The 22,965-nt window shown below is 71.6% G+C and carries 18 protein-coding genes; 4 read left to right on the top strand and 14 right to left on the bottom strand.

Annotated elements, in window-relative coordinates; all coding sequences use genetic code 11:
• Nucleotides 1–100 precede the first annotated feature (100 nt).
• Both ACSHT8_RS02945 and ACSHT8_RS02940 read right to left on the bottom strand, forming a co-directional pair.
• Nucleotides 101–937 (bottom strand): winged helix-turn-helix transcriptional regulator, encoded by an 837-nt coding sequence (locus tag ACSHT8_RS02945; protein ID WP_436497414.1) that lies wholly within the window; start codon nucleotides 935–937, stop codon nucleotides 101–103.
• Nucleotides 938–1,250: 313 nt separating this feature from the next.
• Complete coding sequence (locus ACSHT8_RS02940) at nucleotides 1,251–4,004, bottom strand: AAA family ATPase (RefSeq protein WP_436497412.1); 2,754 nt, start codon at nucleotides 4,002–4,004, stop codon at nucleotides 1,251–1,253.
• 199 nt (nucleotides 4,005–4,203) lie between these two features.
• Between ACSHT8_RS02940 and ACSHT8_RS02935 the strand changes: the two genes are divergently transcribed.
• The 3 genes from ACSHT8_RS02935 to ACSHT8_RS02925 are packed head-to-tail and all read left to right on the top strand — an operon-like array spanning nucleotide 4,204 to nucleotide 7,123.
• Nucleotides 4,204–5,271 carry an ABC transporter substrate-binding protein gene (locus ACSHT8_RS02935; RefSeq protein WP_436497410.1) on the top strand — a complete coding sequence of 356 codons (1,068 nt, stop codon included), beginning with the start codon at nucleotides 4,204–4,206 and terminating at the stop codon, nucleotides 5,269–5,271.
• Between the two features lie 2 nt (nucleotides 5,272–5,273).
• Nucleotides 5,274–6,347, top strand: coding sequence for a FecCD family ABC transporter permease (locus ACSHT8_RS02930; protein ID WP_436497408.1), 1,074 nt, complete (start codon nucleotides 5,274–5,276; stop codon nucleotides 6,345–6,347).
• Complete coding sequence (locus ACSHT8_RS02925) at nucleotides 6,344–7,123, top strand: ABC transporter ATP-binding protein (RefSeq protein WP_436497406.1); 780 nt, start codon at nucleotides 6,344–6,346, stop codon at nucleotides 7,121–7,123. The genes ACSHT8_RS02930 and ACSHT8_RS02925 overlap by 4 nt, the downstream gene beginning before the upstream one ends.
• Here the strand turns inward: ACSHT8_RS02925 and ACSHT8_RS02920 are convergent.
• The 5 genes from ACSHT8_RS02920 to ACSHT8_RS02900 all read right to left on the bottom strand — a co-directional run bounded on the left by ACSHT8_RS02920 (nucleotide 7,113) and on the right by ACSHT8_RS02900 (nucleotide 13,411).
• Entirely contained in the window at nucleotides 7,113–8,078 is a 966-nt protein-coding gene (locus ACSHT8_RS02920; RefSeq protein ID WP_436497404.1) for an L-tyrosine/L-tryptophan isonitrile synthase family protein, read from the bottom strand. The genes ACSHT8_RS02925 and ACSHT8_RS02920 overlap by 11 nt on opposite strands.
• A gap of 74 nt (nucleotides 8,079–8,152) precedes the next feature.
• Nucleotides 8,153–9,382, bottom strand: a complete 1,230-nt coding sequence (locus ACSHT8_RS02915) for a cytochrome P450 family protein (RefSeq protein ID WP_436497402.1) — start codon at nucleotides 9,380–9,382, stop codon at nucleotides 8,153–8,155.
• A 14-nt stretch (nucleotides 9,383–9,396) separates the two neighbouring features.
• Complete coding sequence (gene asnB / locus ACSHT8_RS02910) at nucleotides 9,397–11,223, bottom strand: asparagine synthase (glutamine-hydrolyzing) (protein WP_436497400.1); 1,827 nt, start codon at nucleotides 11,221–11,223, stop codon at nucleotides 9,397–9,399.
• Between the two features lie 38 nt (nucleotides 11,224–11,261).
• A complete protein-coding gene (locus ACSHT8_RS02905) occupies nucleotides 11,262–12,590 on the bottom strand; it encodes an MFS transporter (RefSeq protein WP_436497398.1) in 1,329 nt (442 codons plus the stop codon).
• Nucleotides 12,591–12,682: 92 nt separating this feature from the next.
• Entirely contained in the window at nucleotides 12,683–13,411 is a 729-nt protein-coding gene (locus ACSHT8_RS02900) for a zf-HC2 domain-containing protein (RefSeq protein ID WP_436497396.1), read from the bottom strand.
• A gap of 69 nt (nucleotides 13,412–13,480) precedes the next feature.
• Here ACSHT8_RS02900 and ACSHT8_RS02895 point away from each other — a divergent pair, with 69 nt between their 5' ends.
• Nucleotides 13,481–14,053 (top strand): sigma-70 family RNA polymerase sigma factor, encoded by a 573-nt coding sequence (locus ACSHT8_RS02895; protein ID WP_436501973.1) that lies wholly within the window; start codon nucleotides 13,481–13,483, stop codon nucleotides 14,051–14,053.
• Nucleotides 14,054–14,055: 2 nt separating this feature from the next.
• On the opposite strand, the gene ACSHT8_RS02890 is transcribed toward ACSHT8_RS02895, so the two are convergent.
• The 7 genes from ACSHT8_RS02890 to ACSHT8_RS02860 all read right to left on the bottom strand — a co-directional run bounded on the left by ACSHT8_RS02890 (nucleotide 14,056) and on the right by ACSHT8_RS02860 (nucleotide 22,735).
• A complete protein-coding gene (locus ACSHT8_RS02890) occupies nucleotides 14,056–15,183 on the bottom strand; it encodes a VWA domain-containing protein (RefSeq protein ID WP_436497394.1) in 1,128 nt (375 codons plus the stop codon).
• Nucleotides 15,180–17,348 (bottom strand): DUF5682 family protein, encoded by a 2,169-nt coding sequence (locus ACSHT8_RS02885; protein ID WP_436497392.1) that lies wholly within the window; start codon nucleotides 17,346–17,348, stop codon nucleotides 15,180–15,182. Before ACSHT8_RS02885 ends, ACSHT8_RS02890 begins: the two co-directional genes overlap by 4 nt.
• Complete coding sequence (locus tag ACSHT8_RS02880; RefSeq protein WP_436497390.1) at nucleotides 17,345–18,430, bottom strand: ATP-binding protein; 1,086 nt, start codon at nucleotides 18,428–18,430, stop codon at nucleotides 17,345–17,347. Before ACSHT8_RS02880 ends, ACSHT8_RS02885 begins: the two co-directional genes overlap by 4 nt.
• Nucleotides 18,427–19,839 (bottom strand): DUF5691 domain-containing protein, encoded by a 1,413-nt coding sequence (locus tag ACSHT8_RS02875; RefSeq protein WP_436497388.1) that lies wholly within the window; start codon nucleotides 19,837–19,839, stop codon nucleotides 18,427–18,429. Before ACSHT8_RS02875 ends, ACSHT8_RS02880 begins: the two co-directional genes overlap by 4 nt.
• Nucleotides 19,836–21,122: an SWIM zinc finger family protein gene (locus ACSHT8_RS02870; protein WP_436497386.1), complete on the bottom strand. Its 1,287-nt coding sequence runs from the start codon at nucleotides 21,120–21,122 to the stop codon at nucleotides 19,836–19,838. Before ACSHT8_RS02870 ends, ACSHT8_RS02875 begins: the two co-directional genes overlap by 4 nt.
• 90 nt (nucleotides 21,123–21,212) lie before the next feature.
• Nucleotides 21,213–22,232 (bottom strand): LCP family protein, encoded by a 1,020-nt coding sequence (locus ACSHT8_RS02865; RefSeq protein WP_436497384.1) that lies wholly within the window; start codon nucleotides 22,230–22,232, stop codon nucleotides 21,213–21,215.
• Nucleotides 22,229–22,735: a SigE family RNA polymerase sigma factor gene (locus ACSHT8_RS02860; RefSeq protein WP_436497382.1), complete on the bottom strand. Its 507-nt coding sequence runs from the start codon at nucleotides 22,733–22,735 to the stop codon at nucleotides 22,229–22,231. Before ACSHT8_RS02860 ends, ACSHT8_RS02865 begins: the two co-directional genes overlap by 4 nt.
• Nucleotides 22,736–22,965 lie beyond the last annotated feature (230 nt).

Genomic DNA, 22,965 nt, shown 5'->3' with positions numbered 1-22,965 from the left:
TTCGCCCCGGTCCCCTTAGGCTGCGGTCAGCCGGTTGCGGACTTCCTGGAACAGCAAAGAACCCGGCGACCACGATGGCCGCCGGGTTCTATGGGTTCGATCAGCTGACGGGTGCGGCGATCGGCAGGATCTTGAACAGGCTGACGAACTTCGGGAACAGCGACTCGTCCCCGGTCAGCGTGACGTGCCCGGTGTCGAGCGCCTGGGCGGGCGTCATCTCGTTGGCCATCAGCATCTTCAGCGTCGGGCCGGGCTCGACGATCAGGTCCGCGCCGGGCAGCGGGCCGGGCCCGGCCCGCAGGACGCCGTCGACGACCTTGGCGTGGATGGTGACCGGGCCGAGGCGCAGCTCGAAGCTCGCGGTGAGCCCCGCGGCCGCCTCGGCCTGGTAGGTCGACCGCAGGGCCATGATCATCGAGTTCTCGGTGATGATGTCCTCCGGCCGCGGGTCCTCCAGCGACAGGGCGCCCCACCGGCCCAGCGACATGACGATCTCGTCGAGCGCGCGGCCGTACTCGGTGAGCTCGTAGGTCATGTCACCGTCCTTCATCGTCTCCTCGAGCACACCGAAGTGCTGCATCTCGCGCAGGCGCGAGCAGAGCACGTCGATCGACAGCCGGGGGAAGCCCTCGGCCAGCTCGGTGAACGACTTCGGGCCGACCAGCAGGTCGCGGATGATCAGCAGCGCCCAGCGCTCGCCGACCATCTCGACCGCGCGGGACAGCCCGCAGAACTGGCCGTAGGTGCGCCGGGTCATCGACTGCAGCTCGGAGATGATGCCTTCGAGCTGGCTGGACTCCATGGCCTCGAGCACGGCCTCGTCCGGGGCGAGTTCGTCCTGCGGGGGGACCGTGCCAGCCGCGGTCAGCCGGAACCGGTCACTGGCGATGGTCACGCCGTCCCGGTCGACGACCAGCTTCCATTGGTTTTCCGTCATTTCTCCGCATCCAATCTGGGTCGTCCCCGCAAACCGATGACTTTCCCGTCGCCGTTGGAGTGGCCGATGGTGGGCTCACCCCATACGATTGTTTCTGCGGTGTGTGTACAGTTCCATCGTGCTGTCGCGAGGGCTCCGCCGCATCTCTGCGATTGCGATACACCCCGGGCGAACACCGCTCATCCTTAAACGGTACCCGGGGCGGGACTATTACGGTCGTGACCGATTACGGCGCCCGGGATGAAAAACACACGAGCGCGGTATGCAAATTTCACGAAAGTCGGTTTCCCGCGAAGAAAGAAGCCGGGAAGAACTAGTCCTGGTCGCTCAGCAGGCGGATCAGCTGGGTGCGCGAGCGGACGCCAAGCTTGCGATAGAGCCGGGTCAGCGTCGCCTCGACCGTCTTGACGCTCACGAACAGCCGGTCGGCGATCTCCTTGTTCGTCGCCCCCTCGACCACCAGCGAGGTGATCCGTGATTCCCCGCTCGTCAGCTGCGGTGTCGCCGAAGGCGCGTCCGACCCGTCGAGGCGGGACCGCATCGCGTCGGTCTGCGTCGCCCAGGGCGTGGCCTGGGCGGCGACGAACAGTGCGTGCGCGGCGTCCAGCGCGGCCCGGGCGGGCGCGAACCGCCGCCGGTGCCGCTCGATCCGACCCCGCATCAGGTGGCACTTCCCGATCTCCAACGGCTGCCCCAACTCCGCGAACACCGCGGAGGCGTGGTCGAGCAGGGCGATCGCGCCGTCGGAGTCACCCCGGGCGTGCCGCAGCCCCGCCTCGGCCCGGTCGAGCCGAGCCCGCACTCCGTCGGTGTGCGGGCGCCCATCGATCGAGGCCCGGGTCGACTTCAGGACCCACTCGGCCTCGTCGAGTTCCCCAGCGAACACATGCGCGGCGGCGAGGTCTCCGTGCCACCGCAAGATCGAAGGGTCGCCGTGGTCCAACTCGGCGATCCGCCGCAGCGCGACCACCGCCTGGACGGGCTGCCCCGACCGCAACAACCCCTGCCCCAGCACGTGCAGGTGCCGACGGATGAACACACCATCCGACTCCTGCTCGGACGCCCGGATCCCCCGCTCGGCCAGCGCGATGGCCCGCCCGATGCTCCCGCCCGCCAGCTCCGCCTCGGCGGCGGCGTGCCAACACGGCCCCGGGCTCAGCCGCGCCTCGCCCGCGATTCGCAGCGCCCGGTCGGCGTAGGTCATCGCGTCCTGGCAGCGGCCCAGGCCGACCGACACCTCCGACAGGGACCGGAGCACGTGCACCAGTTCCTCGGCCGCCCCGTGCTCGACCAGCGCGAGCATGTCCAGCAGGTCCGACCGCGCGTCGTCCAGCCGGTCGTCGAAGATCGCGAACCGGGTACCGATGTACCGCGGTGACATGTGGGTCCAGCCGTCGAGGTCCGGCGCGGCGAGGGCGAGCGCGGAACCCAGCGCCGACCAGCTGTCCGGCCTACCGATGATCCGGAACTGCAGCGCGATCGCCGCGGCGGCCAGCGCCTCGGTGTTGTGGTCGCCCACCGACCGGGCCAACTCGACCGCGCGCTCGGCGTCGGCGATCGCCTTGTCGGAATCGGAGGCGACCATCGCCGCCCACGACTGCCAGAGACACAGCAGCGCCCGCGACGCCGGGTCGTCGCCCGCGTCGGCGATCGCCGCTGCGAAGACCTCCTTCATACCGCCGAAGCCCTGTCCGGCGACGTGCAGCAGCGCCATCCGCACCCGCACCCGCAGCAGCGGCCGGGCGTCGGCGGCGTCGAGCAGCGCCTGGGCGGCCCGGCCCGCCTGCTCGGGCAAACCGGCGTTGGCGGCGGCCTCGGTCGCCGACACCAGCCACTCCAACCGCTGGCCGGACAGATCAGCGGGCGCGCGGTCGGCGGCGAGCAGATACAACTCGGCGGCCAAGTCGCGGGAGCCACGCCGGATCGCGGTCTCGGCGGCGACGACCAGCGCCCGCGCGACCCGCGCGTCCGGCGCGGCGGAGGCCAGGGCAAGGTGCCGGTCACGCTGGTCGTCGAATGTCACCGCCTCGGCCAGCTCACGGTGTGCCTGCGCGCGGCGCTCGGCGTCGGCGAGGTCGGCCACGATCGAGGCCGCGGCGGGCGGGGTGAACCGGATGTTCTCCTCGTCGGTGACGACCAGCCCGGCCTGGACGGCGTGCCGGATGTCGTGGCGGGCGTCCGCGCGGCCTGCGCGCAGCAGCAGCCGGATCGTGGGCCGCGTGGCCAGCGCGCATAACAACAGTGTCTGTCGCACCCGAGGCGCCACCGCGGCCAGCCGCTCGTGCACCAGGGCCGCGACCCCGGGCGGCAGCGGCGCGGGCGCCCGCAGGCCGGTGCGCTCCGAGAACGCCCCCGCCAGGGTCAGCGCGAGATACGGGTTGCCCTCGGAGTCGGCGTGGATCCCGACCGCCGTCCGGGCGGGCAGACCGTAGGCGTCGAACAGCTCGGCGAGGTCGTCGGCCGTCAGCGGCGGCACCGGCAGCCGCAGCAGCGGCCGGGGCACCAGCAGCGACGGCGCGACCGGGCGCGGGTCGGCGCCGTCCCCGTCGTCGGCCAGGTCGACGGGCTCCTGCACGCGGCCCGCCACCACGACCCTGACCTGGGAACCGGGCAGCCTGCGCGCGGCGTAGGCGAGGATGTCGGCCGACGTCGCGTCGATCCACTGGACGTCGTCGAGCAGCACGAGCACCGAGGTCTCGGCGGACACCGCGAGCAGCAGCGAGTGCCACGCCATGCGCAGCGCCGCCCCCGGCGCGTCGATCCGCTCGCCGCTGAGGACGTCGACCACGGCGCGGCGCTGCGGGTCGGGCAGCGTGGCCACGGCCTCGGTGGGGATCTGGGCGAACAGGTCGGCCAGCGCGGTGCCGGGGATCCAGCGCTCGTTCTCGGCGCTGGTCTGGCGCAGCACCAGGCCGGACCAGCCGTCGGCGACCTCGTCGAGCAGCGTGGTCTTGCCGATGCCGCTGGGACCGGTCAGCAGCACGCCGCCGCCGTCGGTGAGCTGAACGCGCAACGCGCTCAGCACGCCCGCCCGCCCGACGATGCGTGCGCGACTCCGGCCTTCCACAGCGCAGAGGATAGGGCGGAACCGGACAAGCCCGACCTTCGGCGTCCCGTATTCCCAGTGAACGAGCGCCGCTAGCGCCAATGGCGCAGCCCGTTGCGCCGATCGTCCGGGGCCATCCGGGGCCGATCCGTCCCGCCTCGGAACTTCCCGCCGTTTCGGGGCGACTAGAGGACGACTATCAACACGAACAGGGGTCGACATGCGTTCTCGTGTGCTCAGCGCACTGGTGGTCGGGGCCGCCGCGATCGGGATGACCGCGTGCGCGCCCGCGTCGACGGAGACCAATCCCGGCGCCGTGCCCGGCCCGGCCGCGGGCTTCCCCGCGACGCTGGACGACTGCGAAGGCCGCAAGGTCACCTTCGACGCGGCGCCGCAGCGGATCGTCACCAGCAACGGCTCCAGCCTGGAACTGCTGTTCTGGCTCGGCGCGGGCGACAAGATCATCGGCACCGGCTTCCCGCCCGCCAAGGGCACGCTGCCCGAGCAGTTCCGCGCCGCGGGTGAGAAGGTGCCGGTCCTGGGCGACATGGTGATCCCGAAGGAGAAGCTGCTGGGCTCCGGCGCGCAGCTCTACGTCGACACCTTCGCCGACATGGGGTCGATGGGCGGCATGGGCGGCCCGCCGAGCGCGGAGGAGTTCACCGCCGCCGACATCAAGCACATCTACCTCAAGTCGACGGCGTGCGCGACGAAGCGCGCGGGCCAGCTCACCGACCTGTCCACTGTGGAAGAGGACATCAAGCGCCTCGGGTCGGTCACCGGCACCGGCGCCAAGGCCGACGAGCTCGTCGAGGGCATGCGCGCGAAGGTCGCCAAAGTGACCGCCTCGGTCGCCAAGCTGCCGAAGGACAAGGTCCCGACGTACTTCTTCTTCGACTTCGACGCGGGCACCGACCAGCCCATCGCGGTGTGCGGCAAGCAGGTCGCCAACGCGGTCATCACCCTGGCGGGCGCCAAGAACCTGTTCGCCGACTGCGAGGCCGACTTCAAGCCGGTCGGCTGGGAGCAGGTCGTGGCGGGCAATCCACAGTGGATCCAGCTGGGCGTGCGCGACAAAGGCGACAAGCAGGATAACGACGCCGCGTTCGCCGAGGCGGAGAAGTTCCTGCGCGAGTTCCCCGCCACCGCGGGCCTCGACGCGGTCAAGCAGGGCCGGTTCGTCCGGGTCGGGTCGGAGACCACCACGATCGCGGGCGTGCGCAACGCCGACGCCGTCGTGGAGATCGCCAAGACCATCCACCCCGACGTGATCGTCGCCCAGGGCTAGCCATGGCGGTCGAATCGCTTCCCCGCCAGGACCGCGCGCACCTCCCGGCCGTGCCCAGGGTGCGCGCGGGCCTGGTGGTGACCGTCCTGGCGGTCGCGCTGGTCGCGGGCCTCGCGCTGGCCACGGCGGTCGGGTCGAGCTTCGTGCCGCTCGGCCAGGTGTGGTCGATCGTGGTCGGCCACCTCGTCGGCACCAAACCCGTCCCGGGCACGCCCGACCTGATCGTCTGGCAGCTGCGCGTGCCCCGCGCGCTGCTCGCCGCCGTGGTCGGCGCCGGTCTCGGCCTCGTCGGCACGGCCGTGCAGGCGCTGGTCCGCAACCCCTTGGCGGACCCGTACCTGCTCGGCATCTCGTCGGGCGCCTCGCTCGGCGCGGTCGCGGTGATCGTGTTCGGCGCGACCGCGGGCGGCGTGCTCGGGCTGGGCCTGTCCGCGGCGGCGTTCCTCGGCGCGCTCGGCTCGTTCGCGCTGGTCTGGGCGCTGGCCCGACGCGGCGGCGGGTTCTCCCCGCTGCGGCTGGTGCTGGCCGGGGTCGGCATCGGGCAGTTCCTCGCGGGCGCGACGAGCTACCTGGTGCTGCAGACCGCCGACGAGCAGCAGACCCGCGGCGTGCTGTTCTGGCTGATGGGCAGCCTCAGCGGCGCCAAGTGGTCGGTGCTCGCCCTGCCCGCGATCGTGGTGTTGCTCGGGTTCCTGCTGCTGCAGGCGCGCGCCCGCGGCCTCAACGCGCTGCTCATGGGCGACGAGACCGCCGCCGGGCTCGGGATCGACGTGGGCAGGCTGCGCCGGGAGCTGTTCATCGTCACCAGCGTGCTGACCGGCGTGCTGGTGGCCGTGTCCGGCGCGATCGGGTTCGTCGGGCTGATGGTGCCGCACGTGTGCAGGCTCGTGGTCGGCGGCGACCACCGCAGGCTGCTGCCGATCAGCGCGCTGACCGGCGCGGTGCTGCTGGTCGTGGTCGACATCGTGGCCAGGGTCGCGCTGTCCGACCAGGAACTCCCGATCGGCGTGGTGACCGCCCTCATCGGCGCGCCGACGCTGCTGTACCTGCTCGACCGACGGCTGGAGCGCGCGTGAGGATCGCCATCGAGGACCTGGTCGTCACCCTGGCGGGCCGCACGGTGGTCTCCGGGGTCGACGTGCTCGCCGAGCCAGGCGAGATCGTCGGCGTGGTGGGGCCCAACGGCAGCGGCAAGTCGACGATGCTGCGCACGGTCTACCGCCACCTCAGGCCCGCCTCCGGGCGGGTGCTGCTCGACGGCCGCGACCTGCGGGCGATGTCGGCGACCGAGGCCGCCCGGCACGTCGCCGCGCTGCCCCAGGAGCGCGGCAGCGACTTCGAGCTGTCGGTGCTGGAGGTCGTGTCGATGGGCCGCACCCCGTACAAGCGCGCGTTCGCGGGCGACGACGACCGCGACCGGGAGATCATCGCCACCGCGATGGCCCAGGTCGGTGTCATGGACCTCGCGGGCCGCTCGTTCTCGGCGCTGTCCGGCGGCGAACGACAGCGGGTGCTGCTGGCGCGCGCGTTCGCCCAGCAGCCCGACGTGCTCGTCCTCGACGAGCCGACCAACCACCTCGACTTACGCCACCAGATCGACCTGCTCGGCCTGCTGCGCGAACACCGCCGCACCACGCTGATCGCCCTGCACGACCTGAACGCCGCGGCCAGCCTGTGCGATCGGCTGCACGTGCTGCGCGACGGTCAGGTCGTGGACTCGGGCAAACCCCGCGACGTGCTCACCGTCGACCTGCTCGCCGACGTGTTCGGCGTGCGGGCCGCGGTGGTCGAGCACCCGCTGACCGGTGATCCGCTGATCGCCTTCGATCACCAGGGTCCGATCAGCTCGTAATTCGGTAGTGGCTCGGCCTACCATCGACGTTGACCAGCTCACCGAGTTCCACCGCGTCCTTGTGGCGCACCAGACGGGGAGCCTTCCCGGGCTCCTCGACCAGCACCGAGTGCCACGGCGTCATCCAGACGTCGGGGGCGTCGAGGAGGCGGATGCCGAACTTGGCCGCGCCCGCGGGCTGTGGGTGGATCGACAGCCGGAACGACCGCGGATGGTAGGCGGCGATGAGATCACCCCATGCCCGGCTGCGCGCGATCACCTCGTAAGCTCGGGTGCGGCATTCGCGCTGCAGGGCCGATTTCGAGCCGGTCCAGTGGGCGGTGTCGTCGACCAGGAACCGGGTGATCCCGCGATAGAGCCGCACCGTCGACTCGTCCGTCATGACCTCTTCACGTAACTGCGCGATAGTCGGGGCGTAGGCGACCGTGACCCGGCGCCGCTTCTCGTCATAACTCAGACCGGGGTAGATGTCTTGCAGATTGAACAGGGACAGCCGAGACAGTCCTTCCTTCGCCATCAGCTGGCGGAGTTCGTCCGAGTATGCGTCAACTCGATCGTCGGCGACCCCGATGACATCGCCGAAGATGTGGCCGTCCGAGCAGATGACGAGTCGCGCGCCCGGCGCATATACCGCCTCCACCGCCGCACACAGCTCGTCGAGGAATCGCAGCGCCAGGCGTTCCCCCTCGTCTGGCAGGTCGCCCAGCACCTTCGCCGGATTGGGTGACTTGCAGGGGAAACCCGGCAGGGTGAACATCACCGGCTCGCCGACGGAGACGAAGTCGAGCAGCTGGCTGATCTGCTCCGGGAACGCCTCAGCGGTGTTCGGCGTGTCCGGGTCGGCCGCGCGGCGAACGGGGTACAGCAGTTCGAGGATCGCCGCGCACGTCTCGATGTCCGCGGCGGACGGTGCGGCGGCCGGTGCCGTCGACGGTGACGGGGTCATCTTGGACATTCCTCCACTTGGGCGGGTGGGATCGCCGCGCCTCGCGCGGAACCGCGGGCGTGGGGTGCGAAACGGCTATCGGGTCAGGTTCGCTCGGTGTAGGTGACGGGCAGGGTGGTCGTGCCGCGGGCGAGCACGGCGGCGACCCACTCGATCTTGTCCTCGGGCACGGCAAGCTTCAGACCGGGCAGCCGGTCGATGAGCGTGCCGATCGCGATCTGCAGTTCGAGTCGGGCCAGCGCCGCGCCAGGGCAGAAGTGGATGCCGTGGCCGAAGGCCAGGTGCGGGTTGGGGCTGCGGGTGAGATCGAGTTCGTCGGCGTCGGCGAAGCGGCGCTCGTCGCGGTTGGCCGCGCACAGCGACACGATCACCGAGTCGCCCGCGGGGATCGTGGTGCCGTGCAGGTCGGAGTCCTCGGTGAAGAACCGCCACGTCGTCAGCTCGAACGCGCTGTCGTAGCGCAGGAGCTCGTCCACCGCCTGCGGCAGCAGCGACGGGTCGGCGGCAAGCACCGCCAGCTTCTCCGGGTGCCGGACCAGGGCCATGATCGCGGTGGTGATCTGGTTGGTCACCGGTTCCTGGCCCGCGACCAGCAGCTGGAAGATCATCGAGTCGAGTTCGGCCTGGCTCAGCTCGCCTGCCGCGTGCGCGCCGACAAGCTTGCTCAGCAGGTCGTCGCCGGGATCGGCCTGGCGGTCCGCGACGACCTCGGCGATGTAGCCCTGGAGCCCGCGCAGCAGGCCCTCGTACTCGGCGCGGCGCGGGTCGGTCGGGCCGACCGGGGCGACGACCTTGCCCCACTCGCGCTTGAACCGCGACGCCAACTCCGGCGGCAGGCCGATGACCTCGGCGAGCGCCTGGAACGGGAACCGGGCAGCGAAGCAGGCCACCAGGTCCATGCTGACCTCGGGCGTCGACGGCATCGCGTCGATCAGCGCGTCGGCCAGTTCCTGCAGCTTCGGCCGCAGCGCCTCCATCCGGCGCGGCGCGAACGCGTCGGTGACGAGCCTGCGCATCGACGTGTGCTTCGGCGGGTCCTGGTGCAGCAGGTGAACCTGGAGCTGCGAGTGCTGCGGCTCGGGCATGATCGCCGCCCGCTCGCGCCACTTGGCGTTGCCGCGCGAGTGGTGCTTGCCGAGGCGGTCGTCGTTGAGCGCCTCGTGCGCGGCGGTGTAGCCGGTCACCAGCCACGCCTTCACGCCGCTGGGGAACAGCACGCGGTGCACCGGTCCCTCGTCGCGCATCTTCCGGTACAGCTCCCACGGGTCGCGCTTGTAGTCGCGCCCGAACAGCTCGATCGGCTCGTCGGTCATCGTCGTCCTCCGGGTCAGACGGTCAGCTCGGGCTTGTGGATGTCGAGGAACAGCGCGAGGTCGACCACGCGCTCCAGCCGCAGCCGGTGGCCCCACGGCAGCTCGTCCGGCGCGACGTCGAGGCAGGTCTTGATCTGCGTCTCGTCGACCAACGCGCGCACGGCGTCGGCGGTCAGCGCGTCCCGCGCCATATCCTGCAGGCCGCGGTTGTAGTCCGGGTGATGCGTGGCTGGATAGTGGTTCTTTGGCCGGTAGAGCACCGAGTCCGGCGCGATTCCCTTGCCCACGGAACGAAGCAGGCTCTTCTCCCGGCCGTCGTGGCTCTTGTGCGTCCACGGGGTGGCGAAGGCGTACTCGACCAGCCGGTGGTCGCAGTACGGGACGCGGACCTCCAGGCCCTGCGCCATGCTCAGCCGGTCCTTGCGGTGCAGCAGCTGGCGCAGCCACCGCGTCATCGACAGGTGCTGCATCTCCCGCTGCCGCCGCTCCATGAGATCAGTGCTCTCGCTTTGCGGGACGGCGGCGATCGCGGCGGCGTAGGTGTCGTCGCGGAACTCGGGGATCCGCAGGACACCGGCCAGATCGGGGTTGATCGGCATGGCGGCCTCGTCCTTGACGACCAGCAGCCACGGGAACGTCTGCGCGCCAAGGGCTTCCTGCTTGTGGAACCACGGGTAGCCACCGAACACCTCGTCCGCGGCCTCGCCGGACAGCGCGACCGTCGAGTGCTGGCGGATGCGTCCGAAGAGGAGGTACAGCGAGGTGTCCATGTCGCCGACGCCGATCGGCGAGTCGCGGCACTCGACGACGGCGCGGCGGTGGTCGAGGTCGAGCAGCGCGCGCGGGTCGAGCACGACGGTGCTGTGCTCGGTGCCGATGAACTCGCCCGCCTCGGCGGCGAACGGGGTGTCGTGGCCGGTGCGCAGGACATCGCCGGTGAACTTCTCGGCCTGGTCGGAGTAGTCGACGGCGTAGGAGCGGATCTTGCCGCCCTCGGTGCGGCGCAGCTCGTCGGCGAGGATCGCGGTGATCACCGTGGAGTCGATGCCGCCGGAGAGCAGGCTGCACCGCTCGACGTCGGCCTCGAGCTGGCCGCGCGCGGCGTCGTTGAGCAGCTCGCGGATGGCTTCGATGGACGTGTCGAGGTCGTCGGCGTGCGTGGGGGCTTCGAGCTGCCAGTAGACCCGTTCGCGGTAGCCGTTGCGGTCGAACGTGGCAACCACTCCCGGCGGCACCTCGCGGACGCCCGACCAGACCGTGGGGCCGGTGTTGAACAGCAGGCTGTACGCCTCGCGCAGGCCGTCGGCGTCGATGCGCGGGGTGATCTCCGGATGGGCGAACAGCGCCTTGGGCTCCGAGCCGAAGACGACTCCGGCGGAGACTTCGGTATAGAACAAGGGCTTCACGCCGAGGCGGTCGCGGACGAGGACCAGCTTCTCGGCGCGGGCGTCCCAGATGGCGAAGGCGTACATGCCGACGAGCCGGTCGGCCAGTCCCTCACCCCACTGGGCGTAGGCGCGCAGCACGACCTCGGTGTCGCTGCGGGTGCGGAAGGTGTGGCCGAGCGAGGTCAGCTCGCGGCGCAGGTCGTGGTGGTTGTATACCTCGCCGCTGTAGGTCAGCGCGATGTCCTGTCCGTTGTGGACGGTGACCATCGGCTGCGCGCCGCCGTCGAGGTCGATCACCGAGAGCCTGCGGTGGCCTAACGCGACGTGCCGCGCGGTCCAGGTGCCGGAATCGTCCGGGCCGCGCTTGGCCATGGTCGCGGTCATCGCCTCGATGACCGTCGGATCGGCGCCGGGCTCGCGGTCGAACGACGCCCAGCCGGTTATTCCGCACATGCGGGAACTCCCCTAGGTTCGGTGGTCGGCCGCCCGCGTCAGCGGCCCGGTCGCGTGGAGGTCAGCAGCAGTACGCCGAGCGCGCCCGCGCCCGCCGCGATGGCGAGTCCGACAGTGGTGGACCCGCCTGGCATGGCCCAGGCCGCGGTCGCCAGGGCGGGACCGATGGTGAAACCGAGACTTCTGGCCACCTGCACCGCCGAACTCGCGGTGCCCATCCGGTCGGGCGCGGTGGCCATCGCCATCACCTGCGACGGCCCGCCGTAGAGGCCCATTCCGAGCCCGGCGACAGCCATCCGCCAGGCTATGTCTAGCGGAGTCCACTCGGATCCCGCTAGAACAAGCAGCAGTAGGCCGACGGTCGTGGTCGCGGCGCCGGTGATGGCGACGGGGCGATGGCCGAAGCGGTCGGCGAGCCTGCCGCCGATCGGCCCGGCCAAGGCCATGGCGACGGGGAAGGCGATCACCGTCAGACCCGTGGTCGTCGCCGTGACCCCGTTGTCCCGCTGCAGGTGCAGCGCGACCAGGTAGTGCATGGCGGCGAACGCGGCGGCCAGCGACAGCACCGCACTGTCCACTCGCCACAGACCGGAGCCGATCGTGCCGACCACCCGCCTGCCGCTGTCCCGGCGCAGCCAGGCGACGGCGGCGGGCACCGCGGCCAAGGCCAGCAGCAGCCAGCCGGGCGAGTCGACAGCGAAGGTGAGCGCCAGCAGGATCGCCGCGACGGCCGAGCCGATGAGGCCCGCGTCGATGAACGCGGCGCGAGTGGGCGTGGGCAGGCCACCACCGCGCGGCGCTATCCGCCAAGCGACGATCAGACCAACTAGGCAGAAAGGAATCTTCACCAGGAAGATGGACTGCCAGCCGTAGTTGTCGAGCAGAACACCGCCGACCGCGGGGCCGAGGACCGCGCCCAACGGGCCGAGGGTGGCGGGCACGCTCATCGCCCGGCCACGCAGCTCGGGGCGCACGGATTTGGCCGCCAGCACCGGCATCAGCACGAACAGCACCGCCGCGGCCGCACCCTGCACGACGCGGGCGGCGATCAGCCAGGTCAAACTGGGCGACAGCGCGGCCAAACCGCTGGCACCGGCGAACACCGTGACCGCGGCCAGCACCGCCGACCGCGGACCGGCACCGTCAAGCCACACCCCAACCGGGAGCAGCAACGCCACAACGATCAGTTGGTAGCCCAGCACCGCCCACTGCGCGGCCTGCGCCGAGACCTGTAACTCGGTGCCGATGTCGGCCAGCGCGACCGTGACGATGCCCATGTCGAGCATGGCCACGAACGACAGGATCCCCGCGACGGCGACCAATCCCCAACGGTCTTGCCGTTGCGCGGCAACGGTCCCCTCCGTCATTTCCCCCCACCTCCCCCTCCGCGACCCCACGCTAGCGGTTCTCGGGAGAAGTTATTCACCTATTCGGGTGATACTTAGTTAACAATTCCCCACTATGCCGCACGATGCCTGCTCGCGGGTCGCAGATGCCCCCTACGGGACCCCTTCTTTTCCCGCTGTGGCGCGGATGCCGGGCTATCGTCGGTGTAATCCTCTGGCGTACCAAGGACATCGCCGTGCCCCGGCGTCGGCGACGCGGCGTCGTACCGCACGATCAGCAGCAAAGCCAGTGCCAGCACCAAAACGCCGTGGCTGATGACCCGCGACGTCGGCACCGCGTCGGCGATCAGGTCGTAGACCGAGTAACCCAGAAGAACCACGACGAATCCCGATAGCACGGGAATCAGTCCGGCGGACGCCTTCGGCCGCAGCGCCGCCCAGCCCAACCCCACCCCCAGGGCCAGGTTCCACGCGGTGCTCTCGTTGAACAGGTGGCCCGCGAACGGGCCCGCGTGGCCGTGGTCGACGTGGTGGGCGGTGGTGTCGACGCCCATGATCTGCGCCAGCGCCAGCGTCAGCTGCGCGATGGCCACCAGCCCCAGCGCGAACCGGGGCCACACCCGCAGGCGTTCCGGTGCGGCGGCAAGGATCGCCGCCGTCAGGTCGGGCACCGCGACCGCGGGACGGACCCGCAGCGAGCGCGTCAGGTCGACCGCACTCGCCTGCCACGCCCGGCAGTCCGCGCAGCGCGCGAGGTGCTCGTCGACGGCCGCGGCCCCGGCGGGCTCGGCTTCGTTGTCCAGCCGCGCGGACACGGCTTCGCGACACAGGTCACAATCCACGGTTGGATAGTCGCTCGACTGGCCCTCGAAGTTCCCACTGGTTTTTCCGCTACGCTGCGGAACGTGGGAATCTCAGGGGGCAACCATCACGACGAGTTGACGGTCTGCGCGCTAGCCGCCGGATCGGGTGACCGGCGCGCGTTGGAGCGGTTCATCCGCGCCACGCAGCGTGATGTGTGGCGGTTCTTAGCTCACCTGACCTCGGTCGACCTGGCCGACGACCTCACGCAGGAGACCTACCTGCGGGCGCTGCCGAGCCTGCCCCGGTTCGCCGCGCGTTCGTCGGCCCGTACCTGGCTGTTCTCCATCGCGCGCCGGGTCGCCGTCGACAACGTCCGCGCGGCCGTCAGCAGGCCACGCACCGTGACCGCCGACGACTGGGCCACCACCGCGGAGAACCGGCACGCCGAGGTGCAGGACGGTGCCGCCAGGTTCGAGGATCTGGTGGAGATGAACCTCCTGCTCGACGACCTGCCCGCCGACCGCCGCGAAGCCCTTGTGCTGACGCAGGTGCTGGGCCTGTCCTACACCGAGGTCGCCGAGATCTGCGGCTGTCCGATCGGGACGGTGCGGTCGCGGATCGCCCGCGCCCGCGAGGACCTGCTCCGCGCGGGCGGCGCGCGCCGCACCTCGTCCGGCTGAACTCAGTTCCACCCGGTGACATCATCGCCCCGCAGCGCGGCGGCCATGACGTCACCGAACTTGTCCGGCGTGCAGGCGAACGCGGGCACCCCGAGCGCCGCGAACGCCGCCGCGTTGTCGTGGTCGTAGGACGGCGCCCCGGAGTCCGAGAGCGCGAGCAGGGCGACGACTCGGACGCCTGACTCGAGGATCGCTCGAATCCGGCTCAACATCTCCTCGCGGTTGCCGCCCTCGTAGAGGTCGCTCACGAGGACGAGCACGGTGTCGGCGGGCTTGGTGATAAGGCCCTGACAGTAGGCCAGCGCCCGGTTGATGTCGGTGCCACCGCCGAGCTGCGTGCCGAAGAGGACGTCGACCGGATCGTCGAGCAGGTCGGTCAGGTCGACCACGGAGGTGTCGAACGCGACCAGCGACGTGCGCAGGGCGCGCATGCTGGCGAGGACGGCGCCGAAGAGGCTGGCGTAGACGACGGACTCGGCCATGGACCCGGACTGGTCGATGGCGAGGATGACGTCACGCTGGACGGCCTGGCCGCGGCGGCCGTAGCCGATGAGGCGCTCGGGGACGACGGTCTTGAGCTCGGGCGAGTAGTTGCGCAGGTTCGCCTTCACCGTTCGACCCCAGTCGATGTCGCCGTGCCGGGGCCTGGCCGTGCGCGCGGCCCGGTCGAGCGCGCCGCGCAGTGCTGATCTGGTGGGCTCGGCGAGTTTGCCTTCCAGCTCCTCGACGACCTTGCGGACCACCTCGCGCGCGGTTTCCTTGGTGCGCTCCGGCATGACGGAGTTCAGGGAGAGCAGCGTGCCGACGAGATGGACGTCTGGTTCCACCGCGGACAGGAGTTCGGGTTCGAGCAGCAGCCTGGTGAGACCGAGCCGATCGACGGCGTCCCGTTGCATGACTTGAACGACCGAACTCGGGAAATAGGACCGGATGTCGCCCAGCCAGCGCGCGACCCGCGGCGCCGAAGCGCCGAGCCCGGCCTGTCGGGGCGCGTCGTCGTTGGTCTCCGATTGGTAGAGGGCGCCGAGCACACCGTCCATTTTGGAGTCGTCGCCGTCGAGGGTGACGCCGGTGCCGTCTTCGTCGCCACCGAGGACAAGCCGCCAGCGGCGGAGCCGTTCGTCGGTCATCGCCCCACCCCCAACAACCTCGCCAACACCGGCAGCGCGGCGACAGCCCTAGTCTCGTCAAAGTCGGCGCTCGCCGTCGTCCGGTTCGTTCGGCCCGCGGCCCGCTCCCCGATCACCCGGCGTTCCGGCGGGGCGAACGCACCGAAAGTGCGGCGCAGCAACGGAAGCACCTGGGTGAACTGGTCGGCGGCGATGTCGGCCAGCCAACGGTCGATCACCGCCAGCAGGGTGTCGTCGTGCACGAGCAGGAGCGCGCCGCCCGCGAAGAAGCCCTCGATGAAAGCCGCGGCGGCCTGCGGCGCGACCCCGGCGGTCAACTCGCGGGCCAGCCGGATCGCGACTTCCTCCGTGGCGACCCGGTCGGCGTCGTGCAGGAGTCTGGTCACCCGGCCCGCCAGCAGCGGGGGCGCGGTGTCGCGGGCGGCGACTGTGCCGAGCGCGTCGAGCCATTGGCCCGCGGCGGCGTCGCCGAGCAGGCCCGTGGCCTCGTGGACGCCGTCGACCAGTTTGCACAGTTCCTCGGCGGCCTGGTCGTCGATCCCGTGCGCGGCGCGTGGGAGTCCGGCGCAGACGCGGGTGAGGATGCGTTCGCTGACGGCGGTGAGGGCGCCCGTGTCGGTGCCGCGCACGTCGCCGTAGCGGGCGGCGCGGGCCAGCGGCGGGAGCGCGCCCATCAGGGCGGTCGCGTCGGCGTCGGCGGCGGCGCGCGTGTCGAGGGCAGTCAAAGCATCGGGCAGGGCGTCGGCGAGGTCGGCGAGCAGGCAGTCCTCGATGGCGCCGGTGATCTCCGGCAGCGTCGACTCGGCGGTCGTGCGTCCCCGGACAACCGAGGTGGCGGCGGCGACGACGGAGGTCCCGTGCACTCCGGCGGCGACCAGGTCGACCTCGAAACCGGGCTCCCAACACAGCGCCCACGTCTCGCGGAAGGTGCCCTTGGAGCGGCGGGCCGACAGGGCGGGCACGCCCCAGTCGATGCCGAGTATCCGCAGCCGGTGCAGCAGCCGGGACTTCTCGGCGCCGTTCGTGTCGCGCAGGTCGAGATCGAGTTCGCGTTCCAGCGGATCGCGTTTGAGCCGCAGCCTGCGGGCCTGGGCGGTCAGGTCGGCGGCGACCGGGGCCTGCGGGGTGCCCGGCGGCACCGCGCCCAGTCGCTCCCCCACGACCAGCCTGCGCGTCACCAGGTCGAGTTGGAGTTCGTCGCCACCGCACAGCACCGCGCGGGTCGCCTCGGTGACCTCCGCCAGGCCGGCGACGGCCCGCTCGCGCAGGGCGGCCAGCGTGTCGGCGAGGCGGACGGCTTCGATGACGTGCGCGCTGGACACCGGCAGGTCCTCGGCCCGCAGGACGCGGGCGACGTCGGTCAGCCAGCGGGCGGTGACGTGGTCGGTGGCGGTGAACAGGTGGTGGTACCAGCCGGGCGAGGTGATGCCCGCGCCGTAGCCGCTGGTCGTGGCGAGCCTGCTGTGCGTCCACGGCACCCACGTGCAGGCGACCTTGCGCTTAGGCAGTCCTTTGAGGATCCGCTGGTCGTGCGCGGCGGGCGGCAGCGGCTCTACCAGCGCGGGCACGTGCCACGCCCCGCACACCACGGCGATCCGCTCGAAGCCGTCCTTGCGCGCCTTGCGGATAGTCTGGCGCATGTAAGCCTCACGCTGCCGCTCACGCTCGTCGGACTCGTCGTGGTCCTCCCGCAGCGCGCCCATGGCCTCGGCGATCACGGCGAACGGCGCCTCGTCGTGGGATCCGTGCTCGATCACGTCGTCCCACCAGCGCTCGGCGTCGTCGTAGCCCGCCAGCTCCGCGAGCGTGCCCAGCGGGTCGTCGGTGCGCTTCGACCGCTTGGCGCCGCCCGCGAACTGGTTGGCGGCGGGCAGGTCGCAGAACCGGACGGGGATTCCGTGCGCGGTGGCGTAGCGGATCGCCTGCCACTCGGGGCTGAACACGGCGAACGGCCAGAACGCGGCGCGCGCGGCGTCGTCGACGGCGTAGGCCAGCAACGCGACCGGCGGCTCCATCGTGTCCTCGGCGGCCAGCGCCACCAGCGCGTCGGCCTCCGGCGGCCCCTCGATCAGCACGATGTCGGGCGCCAGCTCGGCCAGCGCCGAGGCCAGTGCCCGCGCCGACCCGGGGCCGTGGTGGCGGATGCCCAGGACGGACAGGGTCATCCGGTCAGCTCCCGGCAGGCCCGGTAGAAGTCGGACCAGCCGTCCCGCTCGCGGATGACCGTCTCCAGGTACTCCGTCCACACCGCGGTGTCGGCTGCCGGGTCCTTCACCACGGCGCCGAGGATGCCCGCGGCCACGTCGTGCGGCCGCAGCACCCCGTCGCCGAAGTGCGCGGCGAGGGCGACGCCGCCGGTCAGCACGCTGATCGCCTCGGCGGTCGACAACGTGCCCGACGGCGACTTCACCGCGATCCGGCCGTCCTCGGTGCGACCCGCGCGCAGTTCGCGGAACACCGTGACCACGCGGCGGATCTCGGCCAGCCCCGCGCCCTCGGCGGGCAGCGACAGCGACGCGCCGAGGTCGGTGACCCGACGGGTGACGATCTCGACCTCGGCCTCGGCGGTGTCGGGCAGCGGGAGGACGACGGTGTTGAACCGCCTGCGCAGCGCGCTGGAGAGGTCGTTGACGCCTTTGTCGCGGTTGTTGGCGGTGGCGATGACGTTGAAGCCGCGCACGGCCTGCGTCTCGCTGCCGAGTTCGGGGATCGGCAGCGTCTTCTCCGACAGGACGGTGATCAGGCTGTCCTGCACGTCGGCCGGGATGCGGGTCAGCTCCTCGATCCGGGCGAGCCTGCCGTCGCGCATGGCGCGCAGCACCGGGCTCGGCACCAGCGCCTGCTCGCTGGGCCCCTCGGCGATGAGCCGCGCGTAGTTCCAGCCGTAGCGGATCGCTTCCTCGGCCGTGCCCGCCGTGCCCTGGACCAGCAGCGTCGAGTCGCCGCTGATCGCGGCGGCGAGGTGCTCGGACACCCAGGTCTTCGCCGTGCCCGGCACGCCGAGCAGCAGCAGCGCCCGGTCGGTGGCGAGGGTGGCGATGGCGACCTCGATCAGCCTGCGCGGCCCGATGTACTTGGGCGTGATCACCGTGCCGTCGGCCAGCGTGGTGCCCATCAGGTAGTGCAGGACCGCCCACGGCGACAGCCGCCACGACGGCGGCCGCTCCCGCTCGTCCTGCGCCGCCAGCGCCGCGAGCTCGTCGGCGTAGGCCTGCTCGGCGTGCGGGCGCAACACGGTCTCAGTCACGACTGCTCCTTGAGTTCTTCGTCCATCCGACGACGGAAGTTCAGGGTCTCCCAGAGGTGCCGCCGCCAGGCGGGCGCGTCCGAGTAGAGGTCTTGGGTGGCGACCCGGTGGTTGAGGCACTCAGCGGGAACGGTCCGCGCGACGACGTTCGCCGCGCGCGCCACGGCCCGGTTGTCCCCGTGCCCGGCGAGCCAGTCGAGCAGCGCGTTGCCGAGGTCGACCGGCCAGGGCCCGGGCAGCGCGATGACCAGCTCGGCGAGGTCGGCGGACTTCCGCACGCTCCCCAGCCTCGCCATCGCCCGCGCCCACTCGTCGGCGGGCAACACCGCGACAAGGGCAGCGGTCTCAGGCGTCGACAGGTCGGTCTCCAGCAGAGCCCGCGCCCACCGCACATCCCGCTGCCGCGCGGCCGCCAACGCCCACGCCTCGCGCAAAGTGCCCTGGTCGCAGCCCTGCACGGGCATCGCCAGCAACTCGCCCGGCTCTCCCCACACCGACAGCGGCGCCGCCGCGACGATCGCCCGCAACCACCCCGTGCGCTGCCCACCGCGGGCCATCCCGGCGGGCACCCCGTCCCGCACCATCCCCTCATCCCGCGCGGCGGGCAACCGCACCACGAGCGCCCCACCGACCGTCGCCACCAACTTCGCCAGCCGCGACGCCATCCGCCCGGCCAACGCGGACCCCGGCCGCCCCGCCAACAACTCGGCGGCCGCCGCCCGCACCTCCTGCGCCCGATCATCAAGCGCGGCTTCGAGGAAGTCGTCACCGAGGACCGCGCCCACAGCACGCAGCATCCGCAACCGCACCGGCGCGGGCTCCGCCCCCCAGTCGGCCCGCAGCGCCGCCTGCGCGACGGCGGGTTCCTGCTCCCGCAGCCACTGGATCCGCTGCCCGGTGTCCCCCAGCCGCCACACATCGTCCACATCGGACCGATGAGTGGACAGGTACGTCCACTCAGGATTCAGCGCACCCAGCCAGGCGCCCCGCGCCCCTGCCACCCGCGCGAGCGCCTCCCGGATCCCGGGCCGAACCCGCGCCACCTCCGCGAGCGCGGGCAACCGCTCTGGCGGCACCCGAAACCCCCGCACGCGGACGAGGTCCAACCAGTCCCCGAGTAGGTCGGTGTGCTCTCCCGTGAGCATGAGGTCGAGCCGCCGCCGCGCAGGCGCCGGAACCACCGCCCGCTCGTCCACCGCCGCGGCGGGCACTTGCGTTCCCGCCTTCTCGGCCACCCGCCCGGCCCGCCGGTACCCGGCCATGAGCGCGGCCGCCACCCACAGCCGATCCGCGTCCACTGCACCTTCGTCCAGGAGCGCACGAACCGCCGCGGGCAACTCCCCCGTGCGCACCTGCCGCCGCCGCGTCCCCAACAGCGCCGCCGCGACCAGGTCGTCCCACCCGCTCACAGCCGCACCGCCCGGTCGCCGTCCCAGCAGGCCAGCGGACGCAGGCCGCTCGGTGACAGCTCGGCCGTCACCGTCACCGGCAGTCCGCCGGACACCGCCAGCAGGGCCCACGGGTCGACCCCGACGCCCAGCGGCAGCGCGGAACCGTCCGAAGAGGACAGTCCCCAGCCGCCACCGACGCGCACCGGCACCACGTCGGCCAGGACCACCGGCACCCGCTCCACCCACGGGTCGGTCGCCACGGCCGCGGCGTACTCGGCCAAGGCGCCCGCGATGTCGCCGCCTGCCGGGCAGGTGGCGAGCGCCGGGTCGCCCTTGTCGGCGACCAGGGCCCGCAGCGGCAAGGCCGCCGGGTAGAACGCCAGCTCCGCCCGCAGCCGCGTCCCACCGATGAGCGTGGTGTCGAGCGTGCGCCCCGGCCCGGCGAACGACAGCACCAGCGCCCACCGCCCCGACGCGACGCCGCGCAGCCAGACCCGTCGGGACAGCAGCTGCTCGCTCTCCTGATCGACATGGCCCGCGACCAGCCACTCGTCGCTGACCCGCTCACCGTTGGCGAGCACGTCGGCGGTGTCGGTGCTGAACCCGATCCGCGTCCGCACCGTCGCCGCCAGCGCGTCCGGCAGCTCGTCGACCCGCTCGTACGCCTTCGCCAGCGCCCGGAGCAACGCCAGTTCCTCCAGCAGCCGCGACGGCCAGTCGCGGCCCCGGCCCGGCATCACCGCCGCCCGCCGCAGCGCGGTGGCCAGCCCGCCCGCCTGGGCATCGACCATCCGGGCGGCCACGCCGTAGAGGACGTCCGGGCTCTGGTCGAGCGCGGCGAGCCCCGTGGTCACCTGGTCGTCGAGCCACCCGAGCAGCTCCGCCACCCCGCCCGCGACCCGACTCGCCCGCCGGGCGGCCCGCGTCGCGGCGGCGGCCTCGTCGCGTTCGCCGGGCTCAGCGGCGGCCTTGCGGGTGCGCGCGGCCCGCTCCCGGAGCCAGGCGTCGACCCATTCGGGCTCGTCAGCCTCGGTGACGGCACCTTCGGCCCACAAGAGCAGGAGACCGAGGGAGTGCTTGCAGGGAAACTTGCGGCTAGGACAGGTGCACCGGAACGCGGGCTCCCCCAGGTCGACCACCACCTGGTACGGCGCCTTGCCACTGCCCTGACACAGGCCCCACACCGCGTCGGCCGTCGACCCGGTCGCGCTCCACCTCGCCGCCGATGCCTGCGCCCGCCCCGCCCTGGCCGACGCCTCGTCCGGAGCCAGGCCGAGCACCTGCTCAGCGGTCCACCGCACCCCCGCACCCTCCGGCTCGATCGTCGGCCCGTCGACCGGGCGTTGGATCGAGCATGCCGGCCGACCCCGACATCCCCGGTGCCACCCCGGTCAGTCGACGCAGGCGGGTTCGCCCACGGCCTCACCTCCACCCTGTGGTCCGGTCCCCGCGAACATCTCCCGCACATAGGACCGCACCTTGTCGGGCGCCACGGCCAGTCCTGATGCGTCGTAGGCTCCGTCTTCGATCGGGATGACCCCGAGCCGGACGGTCCGTCCCGAAGCCTGCTGGGCCAAGCCGACAAGGTCGAGATCGGTGGTCACCCGGTCGCGGACCGCTGCCACCACCGATCCCAAATCACCTGCGGACATGACCCGGGCCGCCAGGGCCGTGACGACGGCCTGTTGTCGCTCGATCCGGTCGAGGTCGCCGTTGGGAAGGCCGTGGCGTTGGCGGACGAAGGACAGAGCCTGCGAACCCGAGAGGGTCTGTCTGCCCGCGCTGAGCCGCGTGCCGCTGAGCATGTCCGCAGCGGCCTTGCGGAGACATACCTCGACTCCACCGACGGCGTCGACCAGAGCTGGTAGCGAGGCCATATCGATCACCACGAAGTGGTCGGCGCGGACGCCGGTCAAGGATCCGACCGTGTCCACCACTTTCGCCGCACCCGCTCGCAGGGACTCGGCAGGACTCAGCCCCCGGCTTTCGGCGTCGCGCCTGCCGACGTCGAACGCGGCGTTGATCCTGCCGCGACCGTGGCCCGGGATCTCGGTGTTCACGTCTCTCGGCAGCGAGATCACCATGAGGCCGGTCGAGGTCAAGCGGACCAGCATGATCGTGTCGGTCCGTTCCCACCCGTCGCGGCCCAGCACGAGCACGGTCTGGTCGGCCATCGGGGCCGGGGCTTCGGGTGCACCGACCGCTGTCTGCCGGTCGCGCAGCAGACCTGGGATGACCACCGCCGACACCACGGCGATCACCACCGCGGCGGTGGCGAACACCAGCACCGCCGGACGAGCATGTCGTCTGCCCTTTCGCAGCTCGCGGAGAACCGTCTCCGGGTCCACCGCGCGGTTCGCCTGGTCGGTGAGGGTGTCGCGGATCAGGGATTCAGTCTTGTCGAACATCATCTGTATGCCTCCGTCACGGCGAGGTCAGGCGCGGCGGCACGTAACGCGCTCAGCGCCCGGGAGATGTGGCTGCGGACCGTTCCCGCCGAACAGCCAAGGACCTCGGCGATCTCGTCGTCGGTGTGGTCGTCGTAGTACCGCAACACGATGGCGGCACGCTGTTTTCGCGGAAGCATGGCGATGCGGGCACGCATGGCATCACGCTCGGCATGTTGATGCGCGGTGTCGTCCACGGGCGGCCCGATCGCCTCAAGCGTCGAGTGCGCGGACGTGACATCCCTGGCGGCCCGTCTGCGCCGCCACGACAGATATTCGTTGGTCACCATGCGTTTGACGTAGTGATCAGGCGCGTCCAGCGCACTGATCCGACTCCACCGGGACTGCGCCCGGAGCATGACCTCCTGCACAATGTCCTGCGCGAGGTGCGGGTCGCAGGTCAGCGCCGTGGCGTAGCGCAACAGCCGGGACAGGCGATCAGCGGCGAACGCGTCGAAACTCAGCACTCATCACTCCTCTCGAGAAGATCGACGCACCTCCAACGCGGGCCGCGGCCGGATTGTTGAGTCCCATCCGAAATTCACCCAATCCAGTGACCGGGCACACGGTACGGCGCTCTGACATCGTCTTCGTCGAACGGGGCAACGGGCGTCACCAGGGGAGAACCCACCCTGGGGCCTTGAAGGACGGTCTCGACCTGGCGAACTCGCCAACAGCCGGGCCGTAAAGGGACCAT

This window comes from Actinokineospora sp. HUAS TT18 (genome assembly GCF_051364635.1).
GTDB lineage: Bacteria > Actinomycetota > Actinomycetes > Mycobacteriales > Pseudonocardiaceae > Actinokineospora.
The sequence above is the reverse complement of the archived record's forward strand: the minus strand, read 5'-3'. Positions and strand labels throughout refer to the sequence as shown.